At 68.2% G+C, this 23,017-nt stretch carries 23 protein-coding genes; 15 read left to right on the top strand and 8 right to left on the bottom strand.

The window, feature by feature from the left end; all coding sequences use genetic code 11:
* Both H3H55_RS15530 and H3H55_RS15525 read left to right on the top strand, forming a co-directional pair.
* The gene (locus H3H55_RS15530; RefSeq protein ID WP_193099171.1) at positions 1–2,001 is read left to right on the top strand and encodes a sensor histidine kinase; all 2,001 of its coding nucleotides are present in this window, start codon (positions 1–3) and stop codon (positions 1,999–2,001) included.
* Between the two features lie 97 nt (positions 2,002–2,098).
* The gene (locus H3H55_RS15525; protein ID WP_129513049.1) at positions 2,099–3,454 is read left to right on the top strand and encodes a sigma-54-dependent transcriptional regulator; all 1,356 of its coding nucleotides are present in this window, start codon (positions 2,099–2,101) and stop codon (positions 3,452–3,454) included.
* A gap of 91 nt (positions 3,455–3,545) precedes the next feature.
* Here H3H55_RS15525 and H3H55_RS15520 read toward each other — a convergent pair whose 3' ends face one another.
* On the bottom strand, positions 3,546–4,082 hold the full coding sequence (locus tag H3H55_RS15520) for a TlpA disulfide reductase family protein (protein WP_048247089.1): 537 nt from the start codon (positions 4,080–4,082) through the stop codon (positions 3,546–3,548).
* Positions 4,083–4,244: 162 nt separating this feature from the next.
* Between H3H55_RS15520 and H3H55_RS15515 the strand changes: the two genes are divergently transcribed.
* Complete coding sequence (locus tag H3H55_RS15515) at positions 4,245–4,817, top strand: hypothetical protein (protein ID WP_193099169.1); 573 nt, start codon at positions 4,245–4,247, stop codon at positions 4,815–4,817.
* A 333-nt stretch (positions 4,818–5,150) separates the two neighbouring features.
* Here the strand turns inward: H3H55_RS15515 and H3H55_RS15510 are convergent, their stop codons facing one another.
* Both H3H55_RS15510 and H3H55_RS15505 read right to left on the bottom strand, forming a co-directional pair.
* Positions 5,151–6,749, bottom strand: coding sequence for a YifB family Mg chelatase-like AAA ATPase (locus tag H3H55_RS15510; protein ID WP_193099167.1), 1,599 nt, complete (start codon positions 6,747–6,749; stop codon positions 5,151–5,153).
* Between the two features lie 289 nt (positions 6,750–7,038).
* Positions 7,039–7,290 carry an accessory factor UbiK family protein gene (locus H3H55_RS15505; RefSeq protein ID WP_006489451.1) on the bottom strand — a complete coding sequence of 84 codons (252 nt, stop codon included), beginning with the start codon at positions 7,288–7,290 and terminating at the stop codon, positions 7,039–7,041.
* Between the two features lie 355 nt (positions 7,291–7,645).
* Between H3H55_RS15505 and H3H55_RS15500 the strand changes: the two genes are divergently transcribed.
* The 7 genes from H3H55_RS15500 to ptsP all read left to right on the top strand — a co-directional run bounded on the left by H3H55_RS15500 (position 7,646) and on the right by ptsP (position 15,041).
* Positions 7,646–7,984 (top strand): P-II family nitrogen regulator, encoded by a 339-nt coding sequence (locus H3H55_RS15500; RefSeq protein WP_038711752.1) that lies wholly within the window; start codon positions 7,646–7,648, stop codon positions 7,982–7,984.
* A gap of 37 nt (positions 7,985–8,021) precedes the next feature.
* The gene (locus H3H55_RS15495; RefSeq protein ID WP_129513044.1) at positions 8,022–9,539 is read left to right on the top strand and encodes an ammonium transporter; all 1,518 of its coding nucleotides are present in this window, start codon (positions 8,022–8,024) and stop codon (positions 9,537–9,539) included.
* Positions 9,540–9,782: 243 nt separating this feature from the next.
* Positions 9,783–11,072 carry a glutamate--cysteine ligase gene (gene gshA, locus H3H55_RS15490; RefSeq protein ID WP_048247079.1) on the top strand — a complete coding sequence of 430 codons (1,290 nt, stop codon included), beginning with the start codon at positions 9,783–9,785 and terminating at the stop codon, positions 11,070–11,072.
* 27 nt (positions 11,073–11,099) lie between these two features.
* Entirely contained in the window at positions 11,100–12,056 is a 957-nt protein-coding gene (gene gshB, locus H3H55_RS15485) for a glutathione synthase (RefSeq protein WP_193099165.1), read from the top strand.
* Positions 12,057–12,287: 231 nt separating this feature from the next.
* On the top strand, positions 12,288–12,758 hold the full coding sequence (locus tag H3H55_RS15480) for a PTS sugar transporter subunit IIA (protein ID WP_193099163.1): 471 nt from the start codon (positions 12,288–12,290) through the stop codon (positions 12,756–12,758).
* Positions 12,759–12,797: 39 nt separating this feature from the next.
* The gene (locus H3H55_RS15475; RefSeq protein WP_072437289.1) at positions 12,798–13,067 is read left to right on the top strand and encodes an HPr family phosphocarrier protein; all 270 of its coding nucleotides are present in this window, start codon (positions 12,798–12,800) and stop codon (positions 13,065–13,067) included.
* Between the two features lie 201 nt (positions 13,068–13,268).
* On the top strand, positions 13,269–15,041 hold the full coding sequence (gene ptsP, locus H3H55_RS15470) for a phosphoenolpyruvate--protein phosphotransferase (protein ID WP_193099161.1): 1,773 nt from the start codon (positions 13,269–13,271) through the stop codon (positions 15,039–15,041).
* A 68-nt stretch (positions 15,042–15,109) separates the two neighbouring features.
* Here ptsP and H3H55_RS15465 read toward each other — a convergent pair whose 3' ends face one another.
* The 3 genes from H3H55_RS15465 to gpmA all read right to left on the bottom strand — a co-directional run bounded on the left by H3H55_RS15465 (position 15,110) and on the right by gpmA (position 18,510).
* The gene (locus H3H55_RS15465) at positions 15,110–15,862 is read right to left on the bottom strand and encodes a HesA/MoeB/ThiF family protein (RefSeq protein WP_129513041.1); all 753 of its coding nucleotides are present in this window, start codon (positions 15,860–15,862) and stop codon (positions 15,110–15,112) included.
* A 105-nt stretch (positions 15,863–15,967) separates the two neighbouring features.
* Positions 15,968–17,518 (bottom strand): S41 family peptidase, encoded by a 1,551-nt coding sequence (locus tag H3H55_RS15460; protein ID WP_129513040.1) that lies wholly within the window; start codon positions 17,516–17,518, stop codon positions 15,968–15,970.
* A gap of 245 nt (positions 17,519–17,763) precedes the next feature.
* On the bottom strand, positions 17,764–18,510 hold the full coding sequence (gpmA, locus tag H3H55_RS15455) for a 2,3-diphosphoglycerate-dependent phosphoglycerate mutase (protein WP_021164239.1): 747 nt from the start codon (positions 18,508–18,510) through the stop codon (positions 17,764–17,766).
* Positions 18,511–18,644: 134 nt separating this feature from the next.
* On the opposite strand from gpmA, the gene H3H55_RS15450 reads away from it, so the two are divergent.
* From H3H55_RS15450 to H3H55_RS15430, 5 genes are all read left to right on the top strand, one after another.
* Positions 18,645–19,067, top strand: coding sequence for a rhodanese-like domain-containing protein (locus tag H3H55_RS15450; protein WP_048247066.1), 423 nt, complete (start codon positions 18,645–18,647; stop codon positions 19,065–19,067).
* Entirely contained in the window at positions 19,064–19,324 is a 261-nt protein-coding gene (gene grxC / locus H3H55_RS15445) for a glutaredoxin 3 (protein ID WP_129513039.1), read from the top strand. The genes H3H55_RS15450 and grxC overlap by 4 nt, the downstream gene beginning before the upstream one ends.
* A 107-nt stretch (positions 19,325–19,431) precedes the next feature.
* Positions 19,432–19,914, top strand: coding sequence for a protein-export chaperone SecB (gene secB, locus H3H55_RS15440; RefSeq protein ID WP_047899099.1), 483 nt, complete (start codon positions 19,432–19,434; stop codon positions 19,912–19,914).
* A 25-nt stretch (positions 19,915–19,939) separates the two neighbouring features.
* Positions 19,940–20,938: an NAD(P)H-dependent glycerol-3-phosphate dehydrogenase gene (locus H3H55_RS15435; RefSeq protein WP_193099159.1), complete on the top strand. Its 999-nt coding sequence runs from the start codon at positions 19,940–19,942 to the stop codon at positions 20,936–20,938.
* 92 nt (positions 20,939–21,030) lie between these two features.
* The gene (locus H3H55_RS15430) at positions 21,031–21,555 is read left to right on the top strand and encodes an O-acetyl-ADP-ribose deacetylase (RefSeq protein ID WP_129513037.1); all 525 of its coding nucleotides are present in this window, start codon (positions 21,031–21,033) and stop codon (positions 21,553–21,555) included.
* A 34-nt stretch (positions 21,556–21,589) separates the two neighbouring features.
* Here the strand turns inward: H3H55_RS15430 and trmL are convergent, their stop codons facing one another.
* Together trmL and H3H55_RS15420 are read right to left on the bottom strand one after the other, a co-directional pair.
* Positions 21,590–22,060, bottom strand: coding sequence for a tRNA (uridine(34)/cytosine(34)/5-carboxymethylaminomethyluridine(34)-2'-O)-methyltransferase TrmL (trmL, locus tag H3H55_RS15425; protein ID WP_193099158.1), 471 nt, complete (start codon positions 22,058–22,060; stop codon positions 21,590–21,592).
* A gap of 101 nt (positions 22,061–22,161) precedes the next feature.
* Positions 22,162–22,968 carry a ComF family protein gene (locus H3H55_RS15420; RefSeq protein ID WP_193099502.1) on the bottom strand — a complete coding sequence of 269 codons (807 nt, stop codon included), beginning with the start codon at positions 22,966–22,968 and terminating at the stop codon, positions 22,162–22,164.
* Between the last annotated feature and the right edge of the window lie 49 nt (positions 22,969–23,017).

Genomic DNA, 23,017 nt, shown 5'->3' with positions numbered 1-23,017 from the left:
ATGAAGGAGCAGGCGGCGGCACCGCCCGCCGGCGGCGCGGCACGCGGCGGCAATCCGGAGGCCTATGACACAATAGGCGATCCGCATCGCCAGGAAGCCTCGACCGTGACGCGCCGCCTGCTCATCCTCGTCGTGCTTGCCGCCGCGCTCGCCGCGGCATGCACGCTGACGTGGACCATCACCTGGCGGCGCGGCGTCGCCGAGCTGCAGCGCAACGCTGCCGTGCGCGTCGACCGCACCACCAGCGCGCTCAAGAGCACGCTCGACCGCTACGAATCGCTGCCTTATCTGCTCGGCAGTCATCCGTACGTGCAGGACCTGCTCGCCGAGCCGAAGCGCGCCGACTACAGCGCGCGCGTCAATCGTTATCTCGAAGATCTCAACGAACACGCGCACGCGACCGTCACCTACGTGATCGGCGCGGATGGCCTGTGCGTCGCCGCCAGCAACTGGCGCGCGCCCGACAGCTTCGTCGGGATCGAATATCGGTTCCGCCCGTATTTCCTCGACGCGATGCACGGCCAGGTCGGCCGCTTCTTCGGGATCGGCACGATCTCGCGCGATCCCGGCTACTACATCTCGCAGCCCGTGTGGCGCGACGGCAAGATCGCGGGCGTCGTCGTCGTGAAGCTCAACCTCGAATGGTTCCAGGGCGCCGACGCGTCCGAGCCGCTCGTCGTCGCGGACGATCACGGCGTCGTGTTCCTGTCGTCGGTGCCCGCGTGGAAGTACCACACGCTGCGCCCGTTGACGGGGCCCGTCGCCGCGTCGATCTACGAGACGCGCCAGTACGCGCAGCAACCGGTCACGCCGCTGCCGCTGCGCATCGAGCAGACGCTCGGCGCCGATGCGGAGATCGTGCGGCTCGGCGCGGGCCTGCGTGCGCCGCGCTTCCTGGCCAGCAAGCGCCGGATCGGCGAGCCCGACTGGCTGCTCGTCACGCTCGCGCCGATCGCGCCCGTCGACGCCGATGCGCGCAACGCGACGATCGTCACGGGCTTCGGCTTCGTGTCGGTCGCGCTGTTCGCGTTCTACTGGCGGATGCGCCGCGCGCGCGTGCGCGAAATGATCCGCGGCCGTGCGCTGCTGCAACAGGCCTATGCGGAGCTGAACCGGCGCGTCGAGGAGCGCACGGTCGACCTGTCGGAAGCGAACGAGCAATTGCAGAAGGAGGTCGGCGACCGGATTCGCGCGGAGCAGGAGCTGCGCGCCGCGCACGACGAACTGATCCAGGCGAGCAAGCTCGCCGCGCTCGGCCAGATGGCGGCCGGCATCACGCACGAACTGAACCAGCCGCTCGCGGCGCTGCGCAGCTTCTCGGACAACACGCGCGTGCTGCTCGATCGCGGCGAGCAGGCGGCCGCGCGCGAGAACCTCGAGGCGATCGCCGCGCTCACCGAGCGGATGGGCAAGATCACGAACCAGCTGAAGCTGTTCGTCGGCCGCGCGAAGCCGCGCAACGAACGGGCGCTCGTCGTGCGTGCGCTGCGCAGCGTGCTGTCGCTGCTCGGCGATCGCCTGCGCGGCGTCGCGCTCACGCTGACGCTGCAGGACACGATCGTGTCGCCCGCGCACGACGCGCCGCTCGATCTGGCTTGCGACTATCCCGAACTCGTTGCCCGCTGCGAGGACCTGCGCCTCGAACAGGTGCTGATCAACCTGCTCGGCAACGCGCTCGACGCGGTCGCGGGCGTCGCGGCGCCTGCCATCGAGGTGACGATCGCGGTGTCGGCCGCGACGCTCGCGATCGAGGTGTGCGACAACGGGTCCGGCATTGCGCCCGACCTGCTGCCGCGACTGTTCGAGCCGTTCTTTACGACCAAGGAAATGGGGCGCGGGCTCGGGCTCGGTCTCGCGATCTCGTCGTCGATCGCGAGCGACGCGGGCGGCGCGCTGACCGCGCGCAACGCGCCGTCGGGCGGTGCGCAGTTCGTCTTGACGCTGCGGCGCGCACGCACGCATCATCCGGACTCCGTGTCCGAGCCGGCGGGCTCGCATTGAGCACACGCGAGTCTCAGGCCCGGTCGGCGAACGACCGGCATCAACGCCGCCGCGCGCGCGACAGCGCCGCGCGGCCCGTCAGGAGCAAGTGAGTACGATGGCCAACCGGCTGCAAGTGATCTATATCGAAGACGATGCGCTCGTTCGCCGGGCGAGCGTGCAGAGCCTTCAGCTGGCGGGCTTCGACGTCGCCGGCTTCGAGTCGGCCGAAGCGGCCGAGAAGGCGATCGTCGCGGACACCGCCGGCGCGATCGTCAGCGACATCCGGCTGCCCGGCGCCAGCGGCCTCGACGTGCTCGCGCAGTGCCGCGAGCGCGTGCCCGACGTGCCGGTGATCCTCGTCACCGGGCACGGCGACATCTCGATGGCCGTGCAGGCGATGCGCGACGGCGCGTACGATTTCATCGAAAAGCCGTTCGCGGCCGAGCGCCTGATCGAGACGGTGCGCCGCGCGCTCGAGCGGCGCGAGCTCGTGCTCGAGAACCATGCGCTGCGGCGCGAGCTGGCCGGGAAGGACGTCGTCGCGCCGCGCATCATCGGCAGGAGCCCCGCGATCGAGCAGGTGCGCAAGCTGATCGCGAACGTCGCGCCCACCGATGCGTCGGTGCTGATCAACGGCGATACGGGCGCCGGCAAGGAGTTGATCGCGCGCAGCCTGCACGAGCTGTCGCCGCGCCGCGACAAGCCGTTCATCGCGGTGAACTGCGGCGCGCTGCCCGAGCCGATGTTCGAGTCGGAGATGTTCGGCTACGAACCCGGCGCGTTCACCGGCGCCGCGAAGCGGCGTGTCGGCAAGCTCGAATACGCGTCCGGCGGCACGCTGTTCCTCGACGAAATCGAAAGCATGCCGCTCGCGTTGCAGGTGAAGCTGCTGCGCGTGCTGCAGGACGGTGTGCTGGAGCGGCTCGGCTCGAACCAGCCGATCCGCGTGAACTGCCGCGTCGTCGCGGCCGCGAAGGGCGACATGAGCGAGCTCGTCGCGGCCGGCACGTTCCGGCGCGACCTGCTGTACCGCCTCAACGTCGTGACGATCGCGCTGCCGCCGCTCGCCGAGCGCCGCGAGGACATCGTGCCGCTGTTCGAGCACTTCATGCTCGATGCGGCCGTGCGTTACGGGCGGCCGGCGCCCGTGCTGACCGATCGGCAGCGCGCGAGCCTGATGCAGCGCGACTGGCCCGGCAACGTGCGCGAGCTGCGCAACGCGGCCGACCGTTTCGTGCTCGGCGTGGCCGACATGCCGCAGGAAACGGGCGCGGGCGGCGACGAAACCGACAACGAGCAGACGCTGAAGGAGCGCATCGAGCAGTTCGAGCGCGCGGTGATCGCCGAGGCGCTGAACCAGACGGGCGGGGCGGTCGCTGCGACGGCCGACCGGCTGCATGTCGGCAAGGCGACGCTCTACGAGAAGATGAAGCGCTACGGGCTGTCGGCGAAAGGCGAAACCGAGCGCTGAAAAGCAAACGGACCGCGGAACCGGGCTGGCCGGTCGTGCGGTCCGTGGTCGGCGAAGGGCGCGCGGCCCTTCGATCCGGATCGGGCGGCGCTCAGGCCGCGTTGCTGTCGAGCGCCTTCTTGAGCAGCGCGTCGAGTTCCGCGAACTGCGGTGCGCCGACGTAGCGCTTCAGGATCTTGCCGTTCTTGTCGACGACGAAGGTCGTCGGCGTGAGCTGCACGTTGCCGAACTGCTTCGCGACGCTGCCGTCGTCGAGCGCGACCTTGAACGGCAGCTGGCGCGTCTGCGCGTAGTTCGCGACGTACATCGGCGGATCGTAGTTCATCGCGACCGCGACGAATTCCAGCCCCTGACCCTTGAAGCGATTATAGGTATCGACCATCTGCGGCATTTCCTGCATGCAGGTCGCGCAGCTCGTCGCCCAGAAGTTCACGAGATAGACCTTGCCCTTCAGGTCGCCGGCGGTCGAGACCTTCTGGCCCGACAGCAGCGTGAACGTCGCATCCGGCACGCTGGACTTGCCGTTGAACGCGAAGAAGCCGGCTACGGCGATGGCCGCGACGACGGCGGCCGCGACGATGTAGCGGACGGGGCCGGTGCTGCGGCGGGCGGGAGGCGTGGTGTTCATCTTCGGTGCTCTCGGAGTCGGTCGATGACGCGGATCAATGCAAAGGACGTCGAAATTCGGCGCTCATTTTAACGCGAATGCGCCGCGCGCACCGGCGGCCGCCGCACATCCCGGTTTTCACGTTCGGCGGATAATGCCCGTTTTTCCTGCCCGATCCACGCCATGTCGAAGGAAGTCATCGATTCGTTGCGCCCCCTTTTTCGTCCTCTGCGACACTTCGCCGCGCTAGCCTGCGCGAGCGTCGCGCTGGCCGCGTGCTCGCCGTCGTACGACTGGCGCACGCTGCACAACGACGCCGGCTACACGATCGACCTGCCGGCGAAGCCGACCGTCGAGGAGCAGCCGGTTGCGATCGGCGGCGCGTCGATGCCGATGCGGATGCAGGCCGCGCACGTCGATGGCGCGGTGTTCGCGGTCGGCACGCTGACGCTGCCCGACGACCGCGACGACACGCGCCGCGCGGCACTCGACTTCCTGCGCGCGGGGCTGTCCCGCAACCTCGAAGGCGCGCCGCAGACGGCTTCGGTGCCCGTGCCGCTCGCGGCCGGCGGCGCGGTGAACGGGCTCGAGCTGCGCGTCGCGGGCGCGGCCGCCGGTGGCGATCGCGCGCGCAAGACGATCGTCGCGCGGCTCGCCGCGCGCGGCCGGCACGCGTACCAGGCGGTCGTGATCGCCGACGGACCGCTCGCGCAGGAGCAGCTCGACCAGTTTTTCGGCTCGTTCAAACTCGACTGACGACGGCCGGCGAGGGCGCTCAGACTCTGTGTCGCAACTGAAAGTTCATTCGCAGCTTTCGACGCTAATCGCCGGATTTTGCGGGGGTTTTTCGGCTATCCACAGCGCATGTGGATAACTTTGTTGAAAAGTCGGCCGGATTTCCCGCTAAGCCGCGCCGGACGGCCTTCCGGCCCGTTTGGTCGCTCGCGCACGGTTTGAGAAAAATCAATCAAAACAACGAGATACGGATTCCGTCCGGCAAAGGCCCCGGCGAGGTGCGATCCGGGGCCGGATTCGAGAAATTGTGCATAAGTCAAGTCTTGACAGCCGTTTTTTGTCCCCTGAGGGCGTTCAGAGCCCCGTGAGCGCGCGCCGGTAGCGGATCGCCTCGGCGATCTGCGCGGCCGTCGGCAGCGGGTCCCCGGCCAGGTCGGCGATCGTCCGCGCGACCTTCAGCACGCGGAAATACGCGCGCGCCGACCAGCCGAAGCGCTCGCCGGCCTCGCGCAGCAGCCGCTCGCCTTCGTCGGTCGGCCGGCACAGGTCGTCGGTCTCGCGGCCGCTCAGCATGTGATTCGTCTTGCCCTGCCGGCCGAGCTGCAGCGCGCGCGCCTGCGCGACCCGCGCGGCTACGGCGGCGCTCGGTTCGCCGGGCGCCGACGCGCGCGACGCGAGTTCGGCTGGCGACAGCGCGGGCAGGTCGATCTGGATGTCGATGCGATCGAGGAGCGGCCCCGACAGCTTGCGCAGGTAACGCGCGGCGACGTCCGGCGAACAGCGGCAGCGCCCGGACGGATCGCCATGCCAGCCGCACGGGCACGGGTTCATCGCGGCGATCAGCTGGCAAGCGGCCGGAAAGTCGGCTTGCTGGGCCGCGCGCGAGATCGTGATGCGGCCGGCTTCCAGCGGCTCGCGCAGCATTTCCAGCACGTGCCGGTCGAATTCCGGCAATTCGTCGAGAAACAGCACGCCGAGATGCGCAAGCGTGATTTCGCCCGGCTGCGGCGGGTTGCGACCGCCGACCAGCGCGGCGGCGCTCGACGAGTGATGCGGCGAGCGGAACGGCCGCCGGCGCCACTGCGCGGGCGAGAAGCCGATGCGGCTCGCGGACAGGAGCGCGGCCGACGCCAGCGCCTCGTCGTCGGTCAGCGGCGGCAGGAGACCGGCTAGCCGCGCAGCCAGCATCGACTTGCCGGCGCCCGGCGGCCCGACCATCAGCATGTGATGGCCGCCCGCGGCAGCGACTTCGAGCGCGCGCCGGGCGCCGCGCTGGCCGACCACGTCCGCGAGATCGGGGGCGGCGGGCGCCGGCAGGCCGTCGAGGCACGGTGCCGCGACCGGCGCGAGCCGTCCGTCCGGCGCATCGGCGAGATGCGCGCACAGCGCGGGCAGGTCACGCGCGCCATATACCGTGACGCCCGGCACGAGCGCTGCCTCGGCCGCGCTGTCGAGCGGCAGGTACAGTTCGGGCGGGCGCGACGTCGCCGCGGCGCCGGACAGCGCGACGGAATCCGGGCTCGATCCGAGGCCCGATCCGGTTTCGCCCGCGCGCCAGTCCCGCGCCGCGCCGCACGCCATCGCGAACGCGCCGCGCATCGGCCGCAGCGCGCCGGTCAACGACAGCTCGCCCGCGAACTCGCGGCCGGTCAGCGCGTCGGCCGGGATCTGGCCGTTCGCGGCGAGGATGCCCAGCGCGATCGGCAGGTCGAACCGGCCCGATTCCTTCGGCAGATCGGCCGGCGCGAGGTTGACGGTGATACGGCGCACGGGGAATTCGAAGCCGCAGTTCTGCAGCGCGGCGCGCACGCGCTCGCGGCTTTCACGGACTTCGAGATCGGGCAGGCCGACGATCGAGAACGACGGCAGCCCGTTGGCAAGATGGACTTCGACGGTGACATCCGGCGCGCGGCCGGATGCGGGCGCGCGACTGCGCACCACGGCGAGCGACATGGCGAGGCTCCTGTAAGCAGACGGACGACGGCCGTTCGGGGCCGCATGCCGCGGGAATCGGAGGAATCGGTGCGCGCTTGCCGGCGTGGCGCGGGGAAAGAACGAGGCGCTGCGGAACGACGAACTGCGAAGAGCGGGAGTGTTGCGAAGAGCGATGAACGGCGAAGAGCGGGGGTGCTGCGGAGAACGACGGACTACGAAAAGCGGTGGAACGGCTTCGGCTTCGGGGCGGCGGGCGCGGGCCGCGCGAGGCGGCCCGCGCCCGGACCTTGCGGCCCGGGTGGAGGCGTCAGGCCTGCGGCGCTGCGAGCTTCTGCTCGAGTTCCGCGACGCGCTTTTCGAGTTCCTCGAGACGCACGCGGGTACGGGCGAGCACCTGCGCCTGCGTGTCGAATTCCTCGCGCGTGACGAGATCGAGTTTCGAGAAGCCTTGCGACAGCATGGCCTTCACGTTGCGCTCGACGTCCTTGGCCGGCGAGTTTTTCAGCAGATCGCTGACGCGCGACTGCAGATCGTTGAAAACGTCGCTGGGTTGCTTCATGTGATTCCCCTTCCTTGCACAAAAATTGTGCATCTTCAGTTGCGTACGTGCCCATGATGCACGCATGACCGGAAATGGTGCGCCCGGGGCGCGAATTCCGGGCATGGCGCCCGCATGGGTGAATGTCCCGGCGACCCGGGACGTGCGTGCACTCTAGCAACGTTCCTTTCGCCGCGCCAGCAAACCGCGCCACGTTGGCCATTCGGCCGGGCTTCCGCACCTTACATCGCGGGATGCGACCCCGTTCAGGAGCCGTTCGAGACGGTGCTCGGACAGACATGGCATGCGAGTTGCTGAGAAGAGTCCGTTACAACATTCCAACCAATTCGACGGGACAACCCAGCGAGAGGACTTCATGAAACTCATTACCGCAATCATCAAGCCGTTCAAGCTCGATGAGACACGCGAAGCGCTGTCGGCGCTTGGTGTCTCGGGCATCACGGTGACGGAGGTGAAAGGGTTCGGGCGCCAGAAGGGGCATACCGAGCTGTACCGCGGCGCCGAATACGTGGTCGATTTCCTGCCGAAGATGAAGATCGAGGCGGCCGTGTCCGACGATCTCGTCGACCAGGCGGTGGAGGCGATCGAGCGGGCCGCGCGTACCGGCAAGATCGGCGACGGCAAGATCTTCGTCACGCAAATCGAACAGGTGATCCGGATTCGCACCGGGGAGACCGGCGCAGACGCGCTGTAACAGAACAGACAAGACAAGCGACAAGAGGAAACCCAAGATGCGCAAACTTCTGATGTCCCTGCTGATGGCCGGCTCGCTGATCGCGACCGGCGTCGGTTCCGCGCTCGCGGACGACGCGGCGTCCGCCGCGGCTGCGTCCGCGCCCGCCGCAACGGCTTCCGACGCATCGGCTGCGGCCGCTCCGGCTGCTTCCGCGCCGGCCGCCACTGACGCATCTGCACCCGCCGCCGCGGCAGCCGCCCCGGCTTCGGGCGCCGCCGACGCATCGGCCGCCGCTGCCGCGTCCGCGCCGGCCGCACCCGCCGCGCCGACCGCGCCGTTCTCGGTCGATTCGTCGAAGATCAGCGCGGGCGACACCGCGTGGATGCTGACCTCCACCGCGCTCGTGCTGTTCATGACGGTCCCGGGCCTCGCGCTGTTCTACGCGGGCATGGTCCGCAAGAAGAACGTGCTCGCGACCGTGATGCAGAGCTTCGCGATCACCGCGCTGATCACGGTGCTGTGGACGGTGGTGGGCTACAGCCTCGCGTTCACGCCGGGCAACGGCTTCATCGGCGGCCTGTCGCGCGTGTTCCTGCACGGGATGAACTATATCCACGGCGACAAGGCGACCACGCTGACCGTCAGCCACCTGGCGCCGACGATTCCGGAGACGGTCTACTTCGTCTACCAGATGACGTTCGCGATCATCACGCCGGCACTGATCTGCGGCGCGTTCGCCGACCGGATGAAGTTCTCGGCGATGCTCGTGTTCATGACGCTCTGGTCGCTGATCGTCTATGTGCCGATCGCGCACATGGTGTGGGAGCCGACCGGCTGGCTGTCGTCGGACGGCGTGCTCGACTTCGCGGGCGGCACCGTCGTGCACATCAACGCCGGTATCGCGGGCCTGATGTCGTGCCTCGTGCTCGGCAAGCGGGTCGGCTACGGCCGTGAATCGATGGCACCGCACAACCTCGTGCTGACGATGATCGGTGGTTCGATGCTGTGGGTCGGCTGGTTCGGCTTCAACGCGGGTTCGGCGGTTGCGGCCGACGGCCGTGCCGGTTTCGCGATGCTGACGACGCAAGTCGCGACGGCCTGCGCGGCGCTGGGCTGGATGTTTGCCGAGTGGATCGCGAAGGGCAAGCCGTCGGTGCTCGGCATCGTGTCGGGTGCGGTCGCGGGTCTCGTCGCGATCACGCCGGCTGCCGGTTTCGTCGGCGTGACCGGCGCACTGGTGATCGGCATCGCGGCGGGCGTGGTCTGCTTCTGGTCGGCGACGTGGCTCAAGTCGAAGCTCGGCTACGACGATTCGCTCGACGCGTTCGGCGTGCACGGCGTGGGCGGGATTCTCGGTGCGCTGCTGACGGGCGTGTTCGCGGTCAAGGACATCGGCGGTGCCGACGGCAGCCTGCTGCTGCAGGCGAAGGGCGTGCTGATCACGCTGGTCTACAGCGGCGTGCTGAGCTTCGTGCTGCTGAAGCTGATCGACATGACGATCGGTCTGCGCGTGTCCGAAGAGGAAGAGCGCGAAGGCCTCGACGTGATCCTGCACGGCGAGCACGTCGAATAAGTCGTAAGGATGAACGGCGGGCCGCCGCGACGACGGCGCCCGCCACGAATGAGCGCAGCGACTTCGGCCCGCCCACCCGGCGGGCTTTTTTTCTCCTGTCACTTGCTGTCGTAGCGCATAACCCTGCGCACTATCGGGTCAATAGCCGAAAACTTCCTCCAAACCCTTGCGAAGCCGGGAACAATCCCCAAATGGGCAGGGCAATTGCTCTACAATCTTCATTCTCCCGCTCGCGAGTGATTCATGGTTCCCCACCTCGTTACCGCGTTGAACGGTCCGCTGCTCGAACTCGAGCAGAAGATCCTCGACGCGACGCCTGCGATCGAACGCTGGTTCAGGCTCGAATGGCAGGAACACACCCCGCCGTTCTATTGTTCGGTGGACCTGCGCAACGCCGGTTTCAAGCTGGCGCCCGTCGACGCGAACCTGTTTCCCGGCGCGTTCAACAATCTGCCGTCCGAAGTGCTGCCGCTCGCCGTGCAGGCCGCGATGGCCGCGATCGAGAAGATCTGCCCGGATGCGAAGAACCTGCTCGTGATTCCCGAGCTGCCGACCCGCAATGCGTTCTACCTGGAAAACGTCGCGCGCCTCGCGACGATCATGCGCCAGGCCGGACTGAACGTGCGCTTCGGCTCGCTCGACCCGAGCATCACCGACATGACGCCGATCACGCTGGCCGACGGCCAGAAGATCGTGCTCGAACCGCTCGAGCGTTCGCAGCGCCGCCTCGGCCTGAAGAATTTCGATCCGTGCTCGATCCTGCTGAACAACGACCTGTCGGCCGGCATCCCGGCCGTGCTGGAAAACCTGCACGAGCAGTACCTGCTGCCGCCGCTGCACGCGGGCTGGGCCGTGCGCCGCAAGTCGACGCACTTCTCGTGCTACGACGACGTCGCGAAGAAGTTCGCGAAGATGGTCGGCGTCGATCCGTGGATGGTGAATCCGTATTTCGCGCACGTCGAGGGCGTCGACTGGCAGGCGCATGAAGGCGAGCAGGCGCTCGCCGACGCGATCGACGGCGTGCTGAAGAAGATCGCGCGCAAGTATCGCGAATACGGGATCAGCGAGAAGCCGTACGTCGTCGTGAAGGCCGATGCGGGCACGGCGGGGCGCGGCGTGATGACCGTGCACGACGCGGCCGAGATCGGCCGCATGTCGAAGGCCGAGCGCGCGCAGATGGCCGAGACGAAGGCCGGCCTGACGGTGCGCGACGTGATCGTGCAGGAAGGCGTCTATACGTTCGAGCGCGTCGGCGACGAAGTCGCGGAGCCGGTCGTGTACATGATCGACCGCTACGTGGTCGGCGGCTTCTACCGCACGCACGGCGGCCGCGAGCGCGACCAGAACCTGAACGCGCCCGGCATGCACTACGTGCCGCTCGGCTTCGAGCACACCGCGCTGCCGGATGCCGGCGCCAAGCCGGGTGCCGCGCCGCCGAACCGTTTCTACATGTACGGTGTCGTCGCGCGGCTGTCGCTGATCGCGTCGTCGATCGAACTGGAAAAGACCGATCCCGAAGCCATCCAGGTGTAACGGACCTTCGCTACGTACAGGACCCGCATGGACATTCTCTTTATCGCCGACCCGCTCGAGCGCTTCAAGATCTACAAGGATTCGACCTACGCGATGATGGCCGAGGCCGCGCGGCGCGGGCATGCGGTGTACGCGTGCGAGCCGGGCCACCTCGCGTGGACGGGGTCGGCCGTCGAAGCCGACGTGCGGCGCATCACGTTCGTCGGCGAACTGGACGACCTGCATCGCGAGACCTGGTTCGAAGCGGGCACGGTCGACGCGCGCCGCCTCGAATCGTTCGGCGCGGTGCTGATGCGCAAGGATCCGCCGTTCGACATGGAATACGTGACGTCGACGTGGCTGCTCGAGCTGGCCGAGCGCGCCGGCGCACGCGTGTTCAACAAGGCGCAGTCGATCCGCGACCATTCGGAGAAGCTCGCGATCGGCGAGTTTCCGCAGTTCGTCGCGCCGACGCTCGTCACGCGCGACGCGAAACGGCTGCGCGCATTCCACGCCGAGCACGGCGACGTGATCCTGAAGCCGCTCGACGGCATGGGCGGGATGGGCGTGTTCCGCGTGAAGCCGGACGGCATGAACCTCGGCTCGATCGTCGAGATGCTGAGCCACGACGGCACGCGCTCGGTGATGGCGCAGAAGTTCATTCCCGAGATCAAGGCCGGCGACAAGCGCATCCTGCTGATCGGCGGCGAGCCCGTGCCGTATTCGCTCGCGCGGATTCCGCAGGGCAGCGAGGTGCGCGGCAATCTCGCCGCGGGCGGGCTGGGTGTCGCGCAGCCGCTGACCGAGCGCGATCGCGAGATCGCCCGGACGCTCGGGCCCGTGCTCGCGGCGCGCGGGCTGCTGCTGGTCGGCCTCGATGCGATCGGCGACTGGCTGACCGAGGTGAACGTCACGAGTCCGACGTGCTTCCGCGAGATCATGGAGCAGACGGGCTTCGACGTCGCCGCGATGTTCATCGACGCGCTGGAGCGTGCGGCCGCGTAGGCCGCTTCCCGCGCAACCCCGGCGGCGGCCGCGCAGGTCCCCCGTCGCCGGAGCAGCTTGACCGGCCTGCTACAATGCCCGCTTGCCAGGTGCCGAGATCGGCGCACCGAAGGCCCGGCGGTCGGGCCGAAACTGTCGCAAGGCTGAACATGAAACGTTTCCCACACTCGCTACGCTCATTGCCCCGCCGCGGGGTGTCGGCCCGCCAGGGGCGGCCGGGAGCGATCTGACATGGCCGGGATCCTGATCATCGCGCATGCCCCGCTCGCCACCGCGCTGCGGGACTGCATCGCGCACATCTACGGCGGCGTGCCCGCGCGCATCGGTTGTATCGACGTGACGGCGGACAGCGATCCGACCCAGGTGATGGCGTTCGCGCACGCGGAGCTCGCGCGGCTCAAGGAAGAGAACGGCGTGATCGTGCTGACCGACATGTACGGTGCGACGCCCGCGAACATCGCGGGCCAGCTCGCGAAAATCGACAACGTGCGTGTGCTGGCGGGCGCGAACTTGCCGATGCTCGTGCGGGCCGTCTGCTACCGCACCGTGCCGCTCGACAAGCTCGTCGACAAGGCGCTGTCCGGCGGCGCGAAGGGCGTCCACGAAGTGGCGGCCGGCACCCCGCCGCCGCCGACGGAAGCCGGCTGCGGCCAGTGCGCGCCGATTCCGCCCGAACCGCAGCCGCGCACCGAATCGCACTGATCATTCGTTTTCAGTTTTAGACCGACCCGACCGAGAATCATGCTTCAACAAGAAACCACCATCGTCAATAAATTGGGGCTCCATGCGCGCGCATCGGCCAAGCTTACGCAACTGGCCGGCAACTTCCAGTCGGAAGTCTGGATGACACGCAACGGGCGCAAGATCAATGCGAAGAGCATCATGGGCGTGATGATGCTGGCGGCGGGCATCGGCAGTACCGTGACGATCGAGACGGAAGGGGCCGACGAACGGGAAGCGATGGACGCGCTGCTGAAGCTGATCGCCGACAAGTTCGGCGAAGGCCAGTGATCATCGCGCGGGATCGTTGCCGTTTCCAGTCAGAATGCCGCGGATTTCGCGGCATTTTTTTCGTCGGAAGCATTGATGCGGAATGTGCAATGCTGCGGTGCATGCAGTCAGCAGGGAGTCGCGGAATTTATAATCACTAACCGGGGTCATAAGCGCATCGCAGCAGTGTGCCGCGGCTTTACTTGTACAGAGGAGGTGCGCGTGTCCTTCACGCTGCATGGCATTCCCGTCTCACGTGGTATCGCGATCGGGCGAGCGTATCTGATCGCGCCGGCGGCGCTCGACGTCGCCCATTACCTGATCGAGGCGAACCAGATCGACGCCGAGGTCGAACGTTTCCGCACGGCGCTCGACGTCGTGCATCACGAACTCGCCGCGTTGCGTGCCGACCTGACCGACGACACCCCGAGCGAAGTGGGCGCGTTCATCGACGTGCATACGATGATCCTCAGCGACGCGATGCTCGTGCAGGAAACCATCGATCTGATCCGCACGCGCCGCTACAACGTCGAATGGGCGCTGACCGAGCAGCTCGGGCTGCTTACGCGCCACTTCGACGACATCGAGGACGAATACCTGCGCGAGCGCAAGGCCGACATCGAGCAGGTGGTCGAGCGCGTGCTGAAGGCCCTCGCCGGTGCGCCGTCCGCGTCGCAGGCGCTCGACCGCGCGGCCGCGAACGGCACGAACGAGATGATCGTCGTCGCGCACGACATCGCGCCGGCCGACATGATGCAGTTCAAGTCGCAGTCGTTCCAGGCGTTCGTCACCGATCTCGGCGGGCGCACGTCGCACACGGCGATCGTCGCGCGCAGCCTCGGCATTCCGGCCGCGGTCGGCGTGCAGCATGCGAGCACGTTGATCCGTCAGGACGACCTGATCATCGTCGACGGCGACCAGGGCATCGTGATCGTCGATCCCGCGCCGATCGTCCTCGAGGAATATTCGTACCGGCAGTCCGAGAAGTTGCTGGAGCAACGCAAGCTGCAGCGTCTGAAGTTCTCGCCGACGCAAACGTTGTGCGGCACCAAGATCGAGCTGTACGCGAACATCGAGCTGCCCGACGACGCGAAGGCGGCGGTCGAGGCCGGCGCGGTCGGCGTCGGCCTGTTCCGCTCCGAGTTCCTGTTCATGCATCAGAAGGAGATGCCGGAGGAGGAGGAGCAGTTCGCCGCGTACAAGCGGGCCGTCGAGTGGATGAAGGGCATGCCGGTGACGATCCGCACGATCGACGTCGGCGCGGACAAGCCGCTCGAGGCGCTCGACGAAGGTTACGAAACCGCACCGAACCCCGCGCTCGGCCTGCGCGCGATCCGCTGGAGTCTGTCCGAGCCGCAGATGTTCCTCACGCAGTTGCGCGCGATCCTGCGCGCGTCCGCGTTCGGCCAGGTGAAGATCCTGATTCCGATGCTCGCGCATGCGCAGGAGATCGACCAGTCGCTCGACCTGATCCGCGAGGCGAAGCGCCAGCTCGACGACGCGGGCCTCGCATACGATCCGAACGTGCGGATCGGCGCGATGATCGAGATTCCGGCCGCGGCGATCGCGCTGCCGCTGTTCCTGAAGCGGTTCGATTTCCTGTCGATCGGCACCAACGACCTGATCCAGTACACGCTCGCGATCGACCGCGCGGACAACGCGGTCGCGCATCTGTACGACCCGCTGCATCCGGCCGTGCTGCATCTGATCTCGTACACGCTGCGCGAGGCGAAGCGCGTGGGTGTGCCGGTGTCGGTGTGCGGGGAGATGGCGGGCGATCCGGCGCTCACGCGCCTGTTGCTCGGGATGGGGCTCACCGAGTTCTCGATGCACCCGAGCCAGTTGCTCGTCGTGAAGCAGGAAATCCTGCGCGCGCACCTGAAGGCGCTCGAGAAACCGACGGCCGACGTGCTCGCGTCGTTCGAGCCGGAGGAAGTGCAGGCGGCGCTGCAGCGCCTGTCGGTCGCCGTGCCGCGCGCGGACGCCGCCGCTTAGGCATCCGCTGCGCGGCTAACCGCAGCGAAGCGTCACGCATGCGCCGGCCGGCGCATGCACGTCGCGCGTCAGTGTCGGCCCCCGCACACGGGGCAGTCGGCCTGGCGCGCGATCTTCATCGTCGTCCATTCCATCCGCAGCGAATCGAGCATCATCAGCCGTCCGTTGAGCGTCGTGCCGATCGCACCGATCACGCGCAGCGCTTCGGCGGCCTGCATCGCGCCGATGATCCCGACCGTCGGCGCGAACACGCCCATCGTCGCGCACGCGACTTCCTCGAACGGTTGATCTTCCGGAAACACGCACGCATAACAGGGCGCGGCCGGATCGCGGAAGTCGAACGTGCTGATCTGTCCGTCGAAACGCAGCGCGGCGCCCGACACGAGCGGCACGCCATGGGCGACGCACGCGCGGTTGATCGCGTGCCGCGTCGCGAAGTTGTCGGTGCAGTCGAGCACGACGGTCGCGCCCGGCACGTGCGCGTCGAGCCATGCGTCGTCGACGCGTTCCGCGACCGCGTTCACCTTCACGCCGGGGTTCAGTTGCGCGAGCGTGTCGCGCCCCGATTCGACCTTGCTGCGGCCGACCGATGCCGTCACGTGCAGGATCTGCCGCTGCAGGTTCGTGAGGTCGACCGTATCGGCGTCGACGAGCGTGATCGTGCCGACTCCCGATGCCGCGAGGTACATCGCCGCGGGCGAACCGAGGCCGCCCGCGCCGACGACGATCGCATGCGCGTCGAGAAAGCGCTGCTGCGCCTCGATGCCGATTTCGTCGACGAGGATGTGACGGGAGTAGCGAAGGAGTTGATCGTCGTTCATGGGGAGTCGTGGGCGAGGCGGGCGGACGTAGCGTTATTTTAGGCGCGCATGAAAAACGGGCCATCGCGGTCTTCCCGCGATGGCCCGTCGGATGCCGGTCGGCGCTTACTGCGGCGCTGACGCGGGCTTCGGTGCGGCGCTCGGCTTCGCGCTTGCGCCCGATGCCTTCGGAGCCGCGGTGGCCTTGCCGGCTGGGCTCTTCGTCGTGCTGTCGGCGAGCAGCGACTTCGATTGCTGGACGGGCTTGCCCTCGAGCTTGTTGAGCGCCTGCTGCATCATGAAGTCGTCGGCGCTGCCGAACTCGATCGGCTTGCGATCGCGGTCCTTCTGGCGCTGCTCCGGCGTCTTCTTGTCGTTCTGCTCTTCGAGAACGCGCAACTGATCCATCCGGCGCTGCTCGCGGTCTTCCTGTTCCTTCTTCTCGTTCGGGTCCTGCGTGTTCGCCAGGTGGTTCGAGTAATCGACCTCGCGCGTCACGAGCACGTCGTCCGGATCGCCGTCCGAGTACTGATCGACCGGCACGTCGGGCGTGATGCCCTTGTTCTGGATCGAACGGCCGCTCGGCGTGTAGTAGTACGCCGTCGTCAGGCGCAGCGCGGTGTCGGCCGTCATCGGGCGAACCGTCTGCACCGAACCCTTGCCGAACGTCGTCTTGCCCATGATCTGCGCGCGCTTCGAATCCTGCAGCGCGCCGGCGACGATTTCCGATGCGGACGCCGAATAGGCGTTCGTCAGCACGATCATCGGCACGGTCTTGAAGACCGGCGGCAGGTTCTTCAGCGGATCGCCGTCGAAGGACGGCAGGCGATAGTTGTCGTACGTATCGCGGTAGACCTGCTTCGAATCGGGGATCTGGCCGTTGGTCGACACGACGACGGAGTCGGGCGGCAGGAACGCGCCGGCGACGCCGACCGCGCTCTGCAGCAGGCCGCCGCCGTTGTTGCGCAGGTCGAGGACGAGGCCCTTCAGGTTCGGCTGCTGGCGCGCGATGTCCTGCAGCTTCTGCGCGAGATCGGGCGTCGTGCGTTCCTGGAAGCTCGTGATGCGGACATACGCGTAGCCCGGATCGAGGATCTTCATCTTGACGCTCTGGACCTTGATGATCGCGCGCGTGACGGTGACCGGGAACGTGCGGTCGTCGCTCTTGCGGAAGATCGTCAGCGTGACCTTGGTGCCCGGCTCGCCGCGCATCTGCTTGACGGCCTTGTCGAGCGTCATGCCGCGCACCGGCTTGTCGTTGATGCGCGTGATCAGGTCGCCCGGACGGATGCCGGCGCGGAAGGCAGGGGTGTCCTCGATCGGCGAGATCACCTTCACGAGGCCGTCTTCCTGCGAGATCTCGATGCCGAGACCCGCGAAGCGGCCCTTGGTCTGCTCCTGCAACTCGTCATAGTCGGTCTTGTCGAGGAACGACGAGTGCGGGTCGAGGCTCGACACCATGCCCTTGATCGCCGCCGTCAGCAGCTTCTTGTCGTCGACCGGTTCGACGTACTCGCGCTTGATCTGGCCGAATACTTCCGCGAACAGGCGGAGCTGGTCGAGGGGAAGCGGCGCCGTGGCGGTCTGCTCGGCCGATGCGGAAACCTGCAGCGTGGCGAACACGCCCGTGGCAAGGCCCGCGGCAATCAGGCCGATGTTCTTCAATTTCATTCGCATAGAGATCTGGTGCGGTCGGGAAGCGCGTGGCGGTAGCGGGGATGTAGCGGACAAGTATAACTGTTCGTCCGATGACTCAGTGGAACGGCGCGAAAAGGGCCCGGAGAAGGCCGGGCGGGCACCGCCGGGCGCGCTGCGGGTTCGAAAGCGGGTTCGACAGCAGCGGGGCCGCGAAGGTTCGCGCGGCGCGCCGGGCCGGGGCCGGGCACGCCGCGCCGGACGCGGCCCGCCCGGCCCGACGGGCGTCAGCCCGCCTTGCCCTGCTTCGCGACGGCGGCTTGCGCCTGCGCGATCGCGTCCTGGTCGCCGAGGTAATAGTGCTTGATCGGCTTCAGGTTCTCGTCGAGTTCATACACGAGCGGCACGCCGTTCGGGATGTTCAGGCCGACGATGTCGCTGTCCGAGATGCCGTCGAGATACTTGATCAGCGCGCGCAGCGAGTTGCCGTGCGCGGCGATCAGCACCTGCTTGCCGGCGCGCACGGCCGGCGCGATCGACTCGTTCCACAGCGGCAGCACGCGCGCGACCGTGTCCTTCAGGCACTCGGTGAGCGGCAGTTGCTCGCGCGGCACCTTCGCATAACGCGGGTCGTTGAACGGCGCGCGCTCGTCGGTCGGCTCGAGCGCGGGCGGCGGCGTGTCGTAGCTGCGGCGCCAGACGAGCACCTGGTCGTCGCCGAACTTGGCGGCCGTTTCCGCCTTGTTCAGGCCCGACAGCGCGCCGTAGTGGCGCTCGTTCAGGCGCCACGAGTGGACGACGGGCAAGTACATGAGGTCCATCCGGTCCTGCACGTGCCACAGCGTGCGGATCGCGCGCTTGAGCACCGACGTGTACGCGATGTCGAACGTGTAGCCGGCCTCCTTGAGCAATTCGCCGGCCTGGTAGGCCTCGTTGCGGCCCTGTTCGGTCAGGTCGACGTCGACCCAGCCGGTGAAGCGGTTTTCCTTGTTCCACGTCGATTCGCCGTGGCGGATGAGAACGAGTTTGTACATGGATCTTGCGGTCGGTAGTGAAGGAAGCGGTGCGCATCGCACGGGACCCGACCGGGGCCCGCCATCGCGCAAGACGGTTATTTTATAATGGCGGGATTGTCCTCATCCGATTTCTCTTTTTCCGGCGGAATTCCGTGACGTTCTTTACCGATTACACGAACCTGGCCCTTATCGCGATCCTGGTCGTATCCGGCGGCCTGCTGGCCTGGCCCGCACTGCGCCGCGGCCGCGGCGGCCTGTCGGCCGCAGAGGCGACGCAACTCATCAACCGCCGCAACGCCGTCGTGATCGACGTGCGCGCCGCGTCCGATTTCGCCGCCGGCCACCTGCCGTCGGCGCGTCAGGTCGCGGCGGGCGAGATCGGCGCGAAGATCGCGCAGGTCGCGAAGAACAAGAGCACGCCCGTGCTGCTCGTCTGCCAGAACGGCCAGCAGTCGCAGAAGGCGGCGCGCGAGGTCGAGGCGGCGGGTTATGCCGAGGTGCACGTGCTCGAGGGCGGCGTGGCCGCCTGGCAGCAGGCCGGGATGCCGGTCGTCAAACAAGGAGCGGCGAAGTGAACAAGGTTTTGATGTACAGCACGCAGGTGTGTCCGTATTGCATGCAGGCCGAGCGCCTGCTGAAGCTGCGCGGTGTCGAGCAGATCGAAAAGGTGCTGATCGATCGCGATCCGGCCCGCCGCGACGAAATGATGTCGCGCACGGGGCGCCGCACGGTGCCGCAGATCTATATCGGCGACACGCACGTCGGCGGCTACGACGATCTGTCGAAGCTCGACCGCGAAGGCGGGCTCGAACCGCTTCTGCAAGCGGCCTGATTAAGGCAGAATGGCCGCCGGCCGCGCCGCGGCTTGGGCGCGCAGGATTCATCCGCGGCGGCCGGCGAGAAGCCGGGCCGCCCCGTCACCACTTTTAGGGAAACACCATGTCCGACGTCGAAAACCAACCGTTCTTCAACATCCAGCGCGTCTACCTGAAGGATATGTCGCTCGAACAGCCGAATTCGCCGGCGATCTTCCTCGAGCAGGACATGCCGTCGGTTGAAGTCGAAGTCGACGTGAAGGCCGACCGCCTGGCGGAAAGCGTGTTCGAAGTCGTCGTGTCGGGTACCGTCACCGCGAAGGTGAAGGACAAGGTCGCGTTCCTGATCGAAGCGAAGCAGGCCGGCATTTTCGACATTCGCAACATTCCCGACGAACAGCTCGACCCGCTGGTCGGCATCGCTTGCCCGACGATCCTGTTCCCGTACCTGCGTTCGAACATCGCCGACGCGATCACGCGCGCGGGCTTCCCGCCGATCCACCTGGCGGAAATCAACTTCCAGGCGCTGTACGAGCAGCGTCTCGCGCAGCTTCAGCAGCAGCACGCCGGCGCAGAAGGCGCGCCGAACGGCACGACGCTGAACTGACGTATCACTCGGACCGGTGCTGGGTATGAAAGTAGCCGTTCTCGGCGCCGGTGCCTGGGGCACCGCGCTCGCGGGCCATCTGGCCGCGCGGCACGATACGCTTCTGTGGGCGCGCGACGCCGCGCTCATCGCCGAGCTGCAGGCTCGGCACGAGAATTCCCGTTATCTGGACGGCATCGCGCTGCCTGACGCATTGCGCTACGACGCCGATCTCGGCGCCGCGCTCGCGCATGGCGCCGCGGACGACGCGCTGTGCGTGATCGCCGCGCCGGTGGCCGGGCTGCGCACGCTGTGCCACGCGATGCGCGACGCGGGCTGCGTGCCCGCGCACGTCGTCTGGGTCTGCAAGGGCTTCGAGGCCGACACGCATCTGCTGCCGCATCAGGTGATCGCGGCCGAATTGCCCGAACAGCACAGCAACGGCGTGCTGTCGGGGCCGAGCTTTGCGCGCGAGGTCGGACAGTCGCTGCCTGTCGCGCTGACGGTGGCGAGCGCGTCCGCCGAATGCCGCGAGCGCACGGTCGCCGCGTTCCATCACGGCGCGATGCGGATCTATACGGGCGACGACGTGGTCGGCGTCGAAGTCGGCGGCGCGGTGAAGAACGTGCTGGCGATCGCGACCGGCATCGCCGACGGCCTCGGCCTCGGGCTGAACGCACGCGCGGCGCTGGTCACGCGCGGCCTCGCCGAAATGTCGCGGCTCGGCGTCGCGCTCGGCGGCCGTGCTGAAACCTTCACGGGCCTCACGGGCCTCGGCGACCTGATCCTCACCGCGACGGGCGACCTGTCGCGCAACCGCACGGTCGGCCTGCAACTGGCGGCCGGCCGCTCGCTGAACGACATCCTCGGCGCGCTCGGCCACGTGGCCGAAGGCGTGCGTTGCGCGCAAGCCGTGCTGGCGATCGCGCGCGCGCAATCGATCGAAATGCCGATCACCGAAGCCGTGTGCGGCGTGCTGTTCGACGGCATCGCGCCGCGCGACGCCGTCAGCGGCCTGCTGCGGCGCGACGCGCGCGCCGAGTAGCGCGGGCCGGCACCGGCCGGTGCGGCCGCGCCAAGCGCGCGGCGCCAAAGCGCACTACGCTTGAACAGTCTCCGGCGTTCCGGGAGGTTGTCATGCTGCAGATCCATTCCACCACGCTCGATGCGCAGCTGGTCGACATCACGACGCTCGATGTCGACGCGATCGTCAACGCCGCGAACGGTTCGCTGCTCGGCGGGGGCGGCGTCGACGGCGCGATCCATCGTGCCGCCGGCCCCGGCCTGCTCGCCGAGTGCCGCACGCTCGGCGGCTGCGACACGGGCGACGCGAAGCTCACGCGCGGCCACGGGCTGCCGGCGCGCTACGTGATCCATGCCGTCGGACCCGTGTGGCACGGCGGCGGGCGCGGCGAGCCCGACCTGCTCGCGTCGTGCTACCGGCGCGCGATCGAACTGGCCGAGGAGGTTGCCGCGACGTCGATCGCGTTCCCGGCGATCAGTTGCGGGATCTACCGCTATCCGGCCGGCGAGGCCGTCGACATCGCGGTCGGCACCGTCGCCGAAATGCTGCCGCAGGCACCGAGCCTCACACGCGTGGTGTTCGCGTGCTTTTCCTCCGACATCTACGACCTGTATCGCGCGCGGCTCGCGCGGACCTGACGCATTGCGCGGCGCGGGCCGCGCCCGGCACGCGTCAGGCGCCGCCTTCGAAGCCGGCCTGGCGCCACGCCTCGAACACGACCACCGCGACCGTGTTCGACAGGTTCAGGCTGCGGTTGTCCGGCCGCATCGGCAGGCGCACGCGCTGTTCGTTCGGGAAGCGTTCGAGCAGCTCGGCGGGCAGGCCGCGCGTCTCCGAGCCGAACACGAACCAGTCGCCGGGCAGGAACGCGTGATCGTGGAAGCGGCCCGAGCCGCGCGTCGTGAACGCGAACATCCGCGCGGGATCGGGCGATTCGGCCGTGACGAACGCGTCCCAGTCGCGGTGCACGCGCATCTGCGCATATTCGTGATAGTCGAGGCCGGCGCGGCGCATCCGCGCGTCGTCGAGCGGAAAGCCGAGCGGCTCGATCAGGTGCAGGCGCGCACCCGTGTTGGCGCACAGGCGGATCACGTTGCCGGTGTTCGGCGGAATTTCGGGGGCGACGAGGACGACGTTGAACATGTTTCGGTTTGGCTGGGCCGGCCGGGGCGGAGCAATGCGTGCTCGTTCCCGGCTGGCCGGTTCGTGACGGCCGCGTTCTGGCGGCCGGCCTCTGTATCTAATTAATCCCTGGCGGTGCGCAGCGCAACCAGATTCGTCACGCGCGCGGCGCCCGCCGCCTTCAGCGCATGCGCGGCGGCCGCGAGCGTCGCGCCGGACGTCATCACGTCGTCGACGAGCGCGACGTGACGGCCGGCGACGTCGCCGGCCACCGCGAACGCCGCCATTACGTTGTCGCGTCGCGCGCGAAGGTCGAGCCGCGACTGCGGCGCGGTGTCGGTCATGCGCGCGAGCAGCGCCGCATCCGCGCGGACGCCGAGCCGGCGCGCAAGCGGACGCGCGATCGCCCATGCCTGGTTGTAACCGCGCGCGACGAGCCGCCGGTGCGACAACGGCACCGGCGCGACCAGGTCGAAGCCGCTTGCGCCGTGTGTATCGTCGACCAGCCGGGCGAGCCGCGTTGCGAATTCGGCACCGATCGCGAGTCGCGCATGAAACTTCAGGCCGCGCGCGAGCCCGTCGAGCGGCGCGCGGTAATCCGCAAGCGCGAGCGTCGCGTCGAATGGCGGTGGCGCCGTGCGGCAAGCGTCGCACCGGTAGGCGGTAGCGCGGCCGGCACGGGTGTGCCCGCCGCGGGACGACGGGTCCGAACGCGGGCGCCCGGTGCCCAGCGGCAGCGCGCAGACGTCGCAGCGCAGCCGCGCTTCATTCCAGTACGCGGCGTCGCAAGCGCCGCAAATCACGGCGTGTGACAAATTGCCGCACAGTGCGCAGCGATTCGGCAGCGCGACCGCGGCGATGCGTGCCGCCAGCGCGCGAACCTGCGACAAAACGACGCGCATCGTGCGCGGAGCGGAACTGCGGATCATCGCGAACACTCCTGGCCGCCCCGTCTCGATGAAGCCTGCGGGGCGAGCG

Origin of the sequence: Burkholderia sp. Z1 (assembly GCF_014893795.1) — a bacterium.
Taxonomy (GTDB): domain Bacteria; phylum Pseudomonadota; class Gammaproteobacteria; order Burkholderiales; family Burkholderiaceae; genus Burkholderia; species Burkholderia theae.
This window is presented reverse-complemented; position numbering and strand designations above follow the sequence as displayed.

Excerpts from the sequence above, each read along its gene's own strand:
- H3H55_RS15530 (WP_193099171.1), top strand. The coding sequence starts at position 1 with ATGAAGGAGCAGGCGGCGGCACCGCCCGCCGGCGGCGCGGCACGCGGC.
- secB (WP_047899099.1), top strand. The coding sequence starts at position 19,432 with ATGTCCGACGTCGAAAACCAACCGTTCTTCAACATCCAGCGCGTCTAC.
- H3H55_RS15515 (WP_193099169.1), top strand. The coding sequence starts at position 4,245 with ATGTCGAAGGAAGTCATCGATTCGTTGCGCCCCCTTTTTCGTCCTCTG.
- H3H55_RS15430 (WP_129513037.1), top strand. The coding sequence starts at position 21,031 with ATGCTGCAGATCCATTCCACCACGCTCGATGCGCAGCTGGTCGACATC.
- trmL (WP_193099158.1), bottom strand. The coding sequence starts at position 22,060 with ATGTTCAACGTCGTCCTCGTCGCCCCCGAAATTCCGCCGAACACCGGC.
- H3H55_RS15475 (WP_072437289.1), top strand. The coding sequence starts at position 12,798 with ATGCTTCAACAAGAAACCACCATCGTCAATAAATTGGGGCTCCATGCG.
- gshA (WP_048247079.1), top strand. The coding sequence starts at position 9,783 with ATGGTTCCCCACCTCGTTACCGCGTTGAACGGTCCGCTGCTCGAACTC.
- gshB (WP_193099165.1), top strand. The coding sequence starts at position 11,100 with ATGGACATTCTCTTTATCGCCGACCCGCTCGAGCGCTTCAAGATCTAC.
- H3H55_RS15520 (WP_048247089.1), bottom strand. The coding sequence starts at position 4,082 with ATGAACACCACGCCTCCCGCCCGCCGCAGCACCGGCCCCGTCCGCTAC.
- H3H55_RS15510 (WP_193099167.1), bottom strand. The coding sequence starts at position 6,749 with ATGTCGCTCGCCGTGGTGCGCAGTCGCGCGCCCGCATCCGGCCGCGCG.
- H3H55_RS15420 (WP_193099502.1), bottom strand. The coding sequence starts at position 22,968 with ATGATCCGCAGTTCCGCTCCGCGCACGATGCGCGTCGTTTTGTCGCAG.
- H3H55_RS15500 (WP_038711752.1), top strand. The coding sequence starts at position 7,646 with ATGAAACTCATTACCGCAATCATCAAGCCGTTCAAGCTCGATGAGACA.
- H3H55_RS15525 (WP_129513049.1), top strand. The coding sequence starts at position 2,099 with ATGGCCAACCGGCTGCAAGTGATCTATATCGAAGACGATGCGCTCGTT.
- H3H55_RS15435 (WP_193099159.1), top strand. The coding sequence starts at position 19,940 with ATGAAAGTAGCCGTTCTCGGCGCCGGTGCCTGGGGCACCGCGCTCGCG.
- H3H55_RS15505 (WP_006489451.1), bottom strand. The coding sequence starts at position 7,290 with ATGAAGCAACCCAGCGACGTTTTCAACGATCTGCAGTCGCGCGTCAGC.
- H3H55_RS15460 (WP_129513040.1), bottom strand. The coding sequence starts at position 17,518 with ATGCGAATGAAATTGAAGAACATCGGCCTGATTGCCGCGGGCCTTGCC.
- H3H55_RS15465 (WP_129513041.1), bottom strand. The coding sequence starts at position 15,862 with ATGAACGACGATCAACTCCTTCGCTACTCCCGTCACATCCTCGTCGAC.
- H3H55_RS15480 (WP_193099163.1), top strand. The coding sequence starts at position 12,288 with ATGGCCGGGATCCTGATCATCGCGCATGCCCCGCTCGCCACCGCGCTG.
- gpmA (WP_021164239.1), bottom strand. The coding sequence starts at position 18,510 with ATGTACAAACTCGTTCTCATCCGCCACGGCGAATCGACGTGGAACAAG.
- H3H55_RS15495 (WP_129513044.1), top strand. The coding sequence starts at position 8,022 with ATGCGCAAACTTCTGATGTCCCTGCTGATGGCCGGCTCGCTGATCGCG.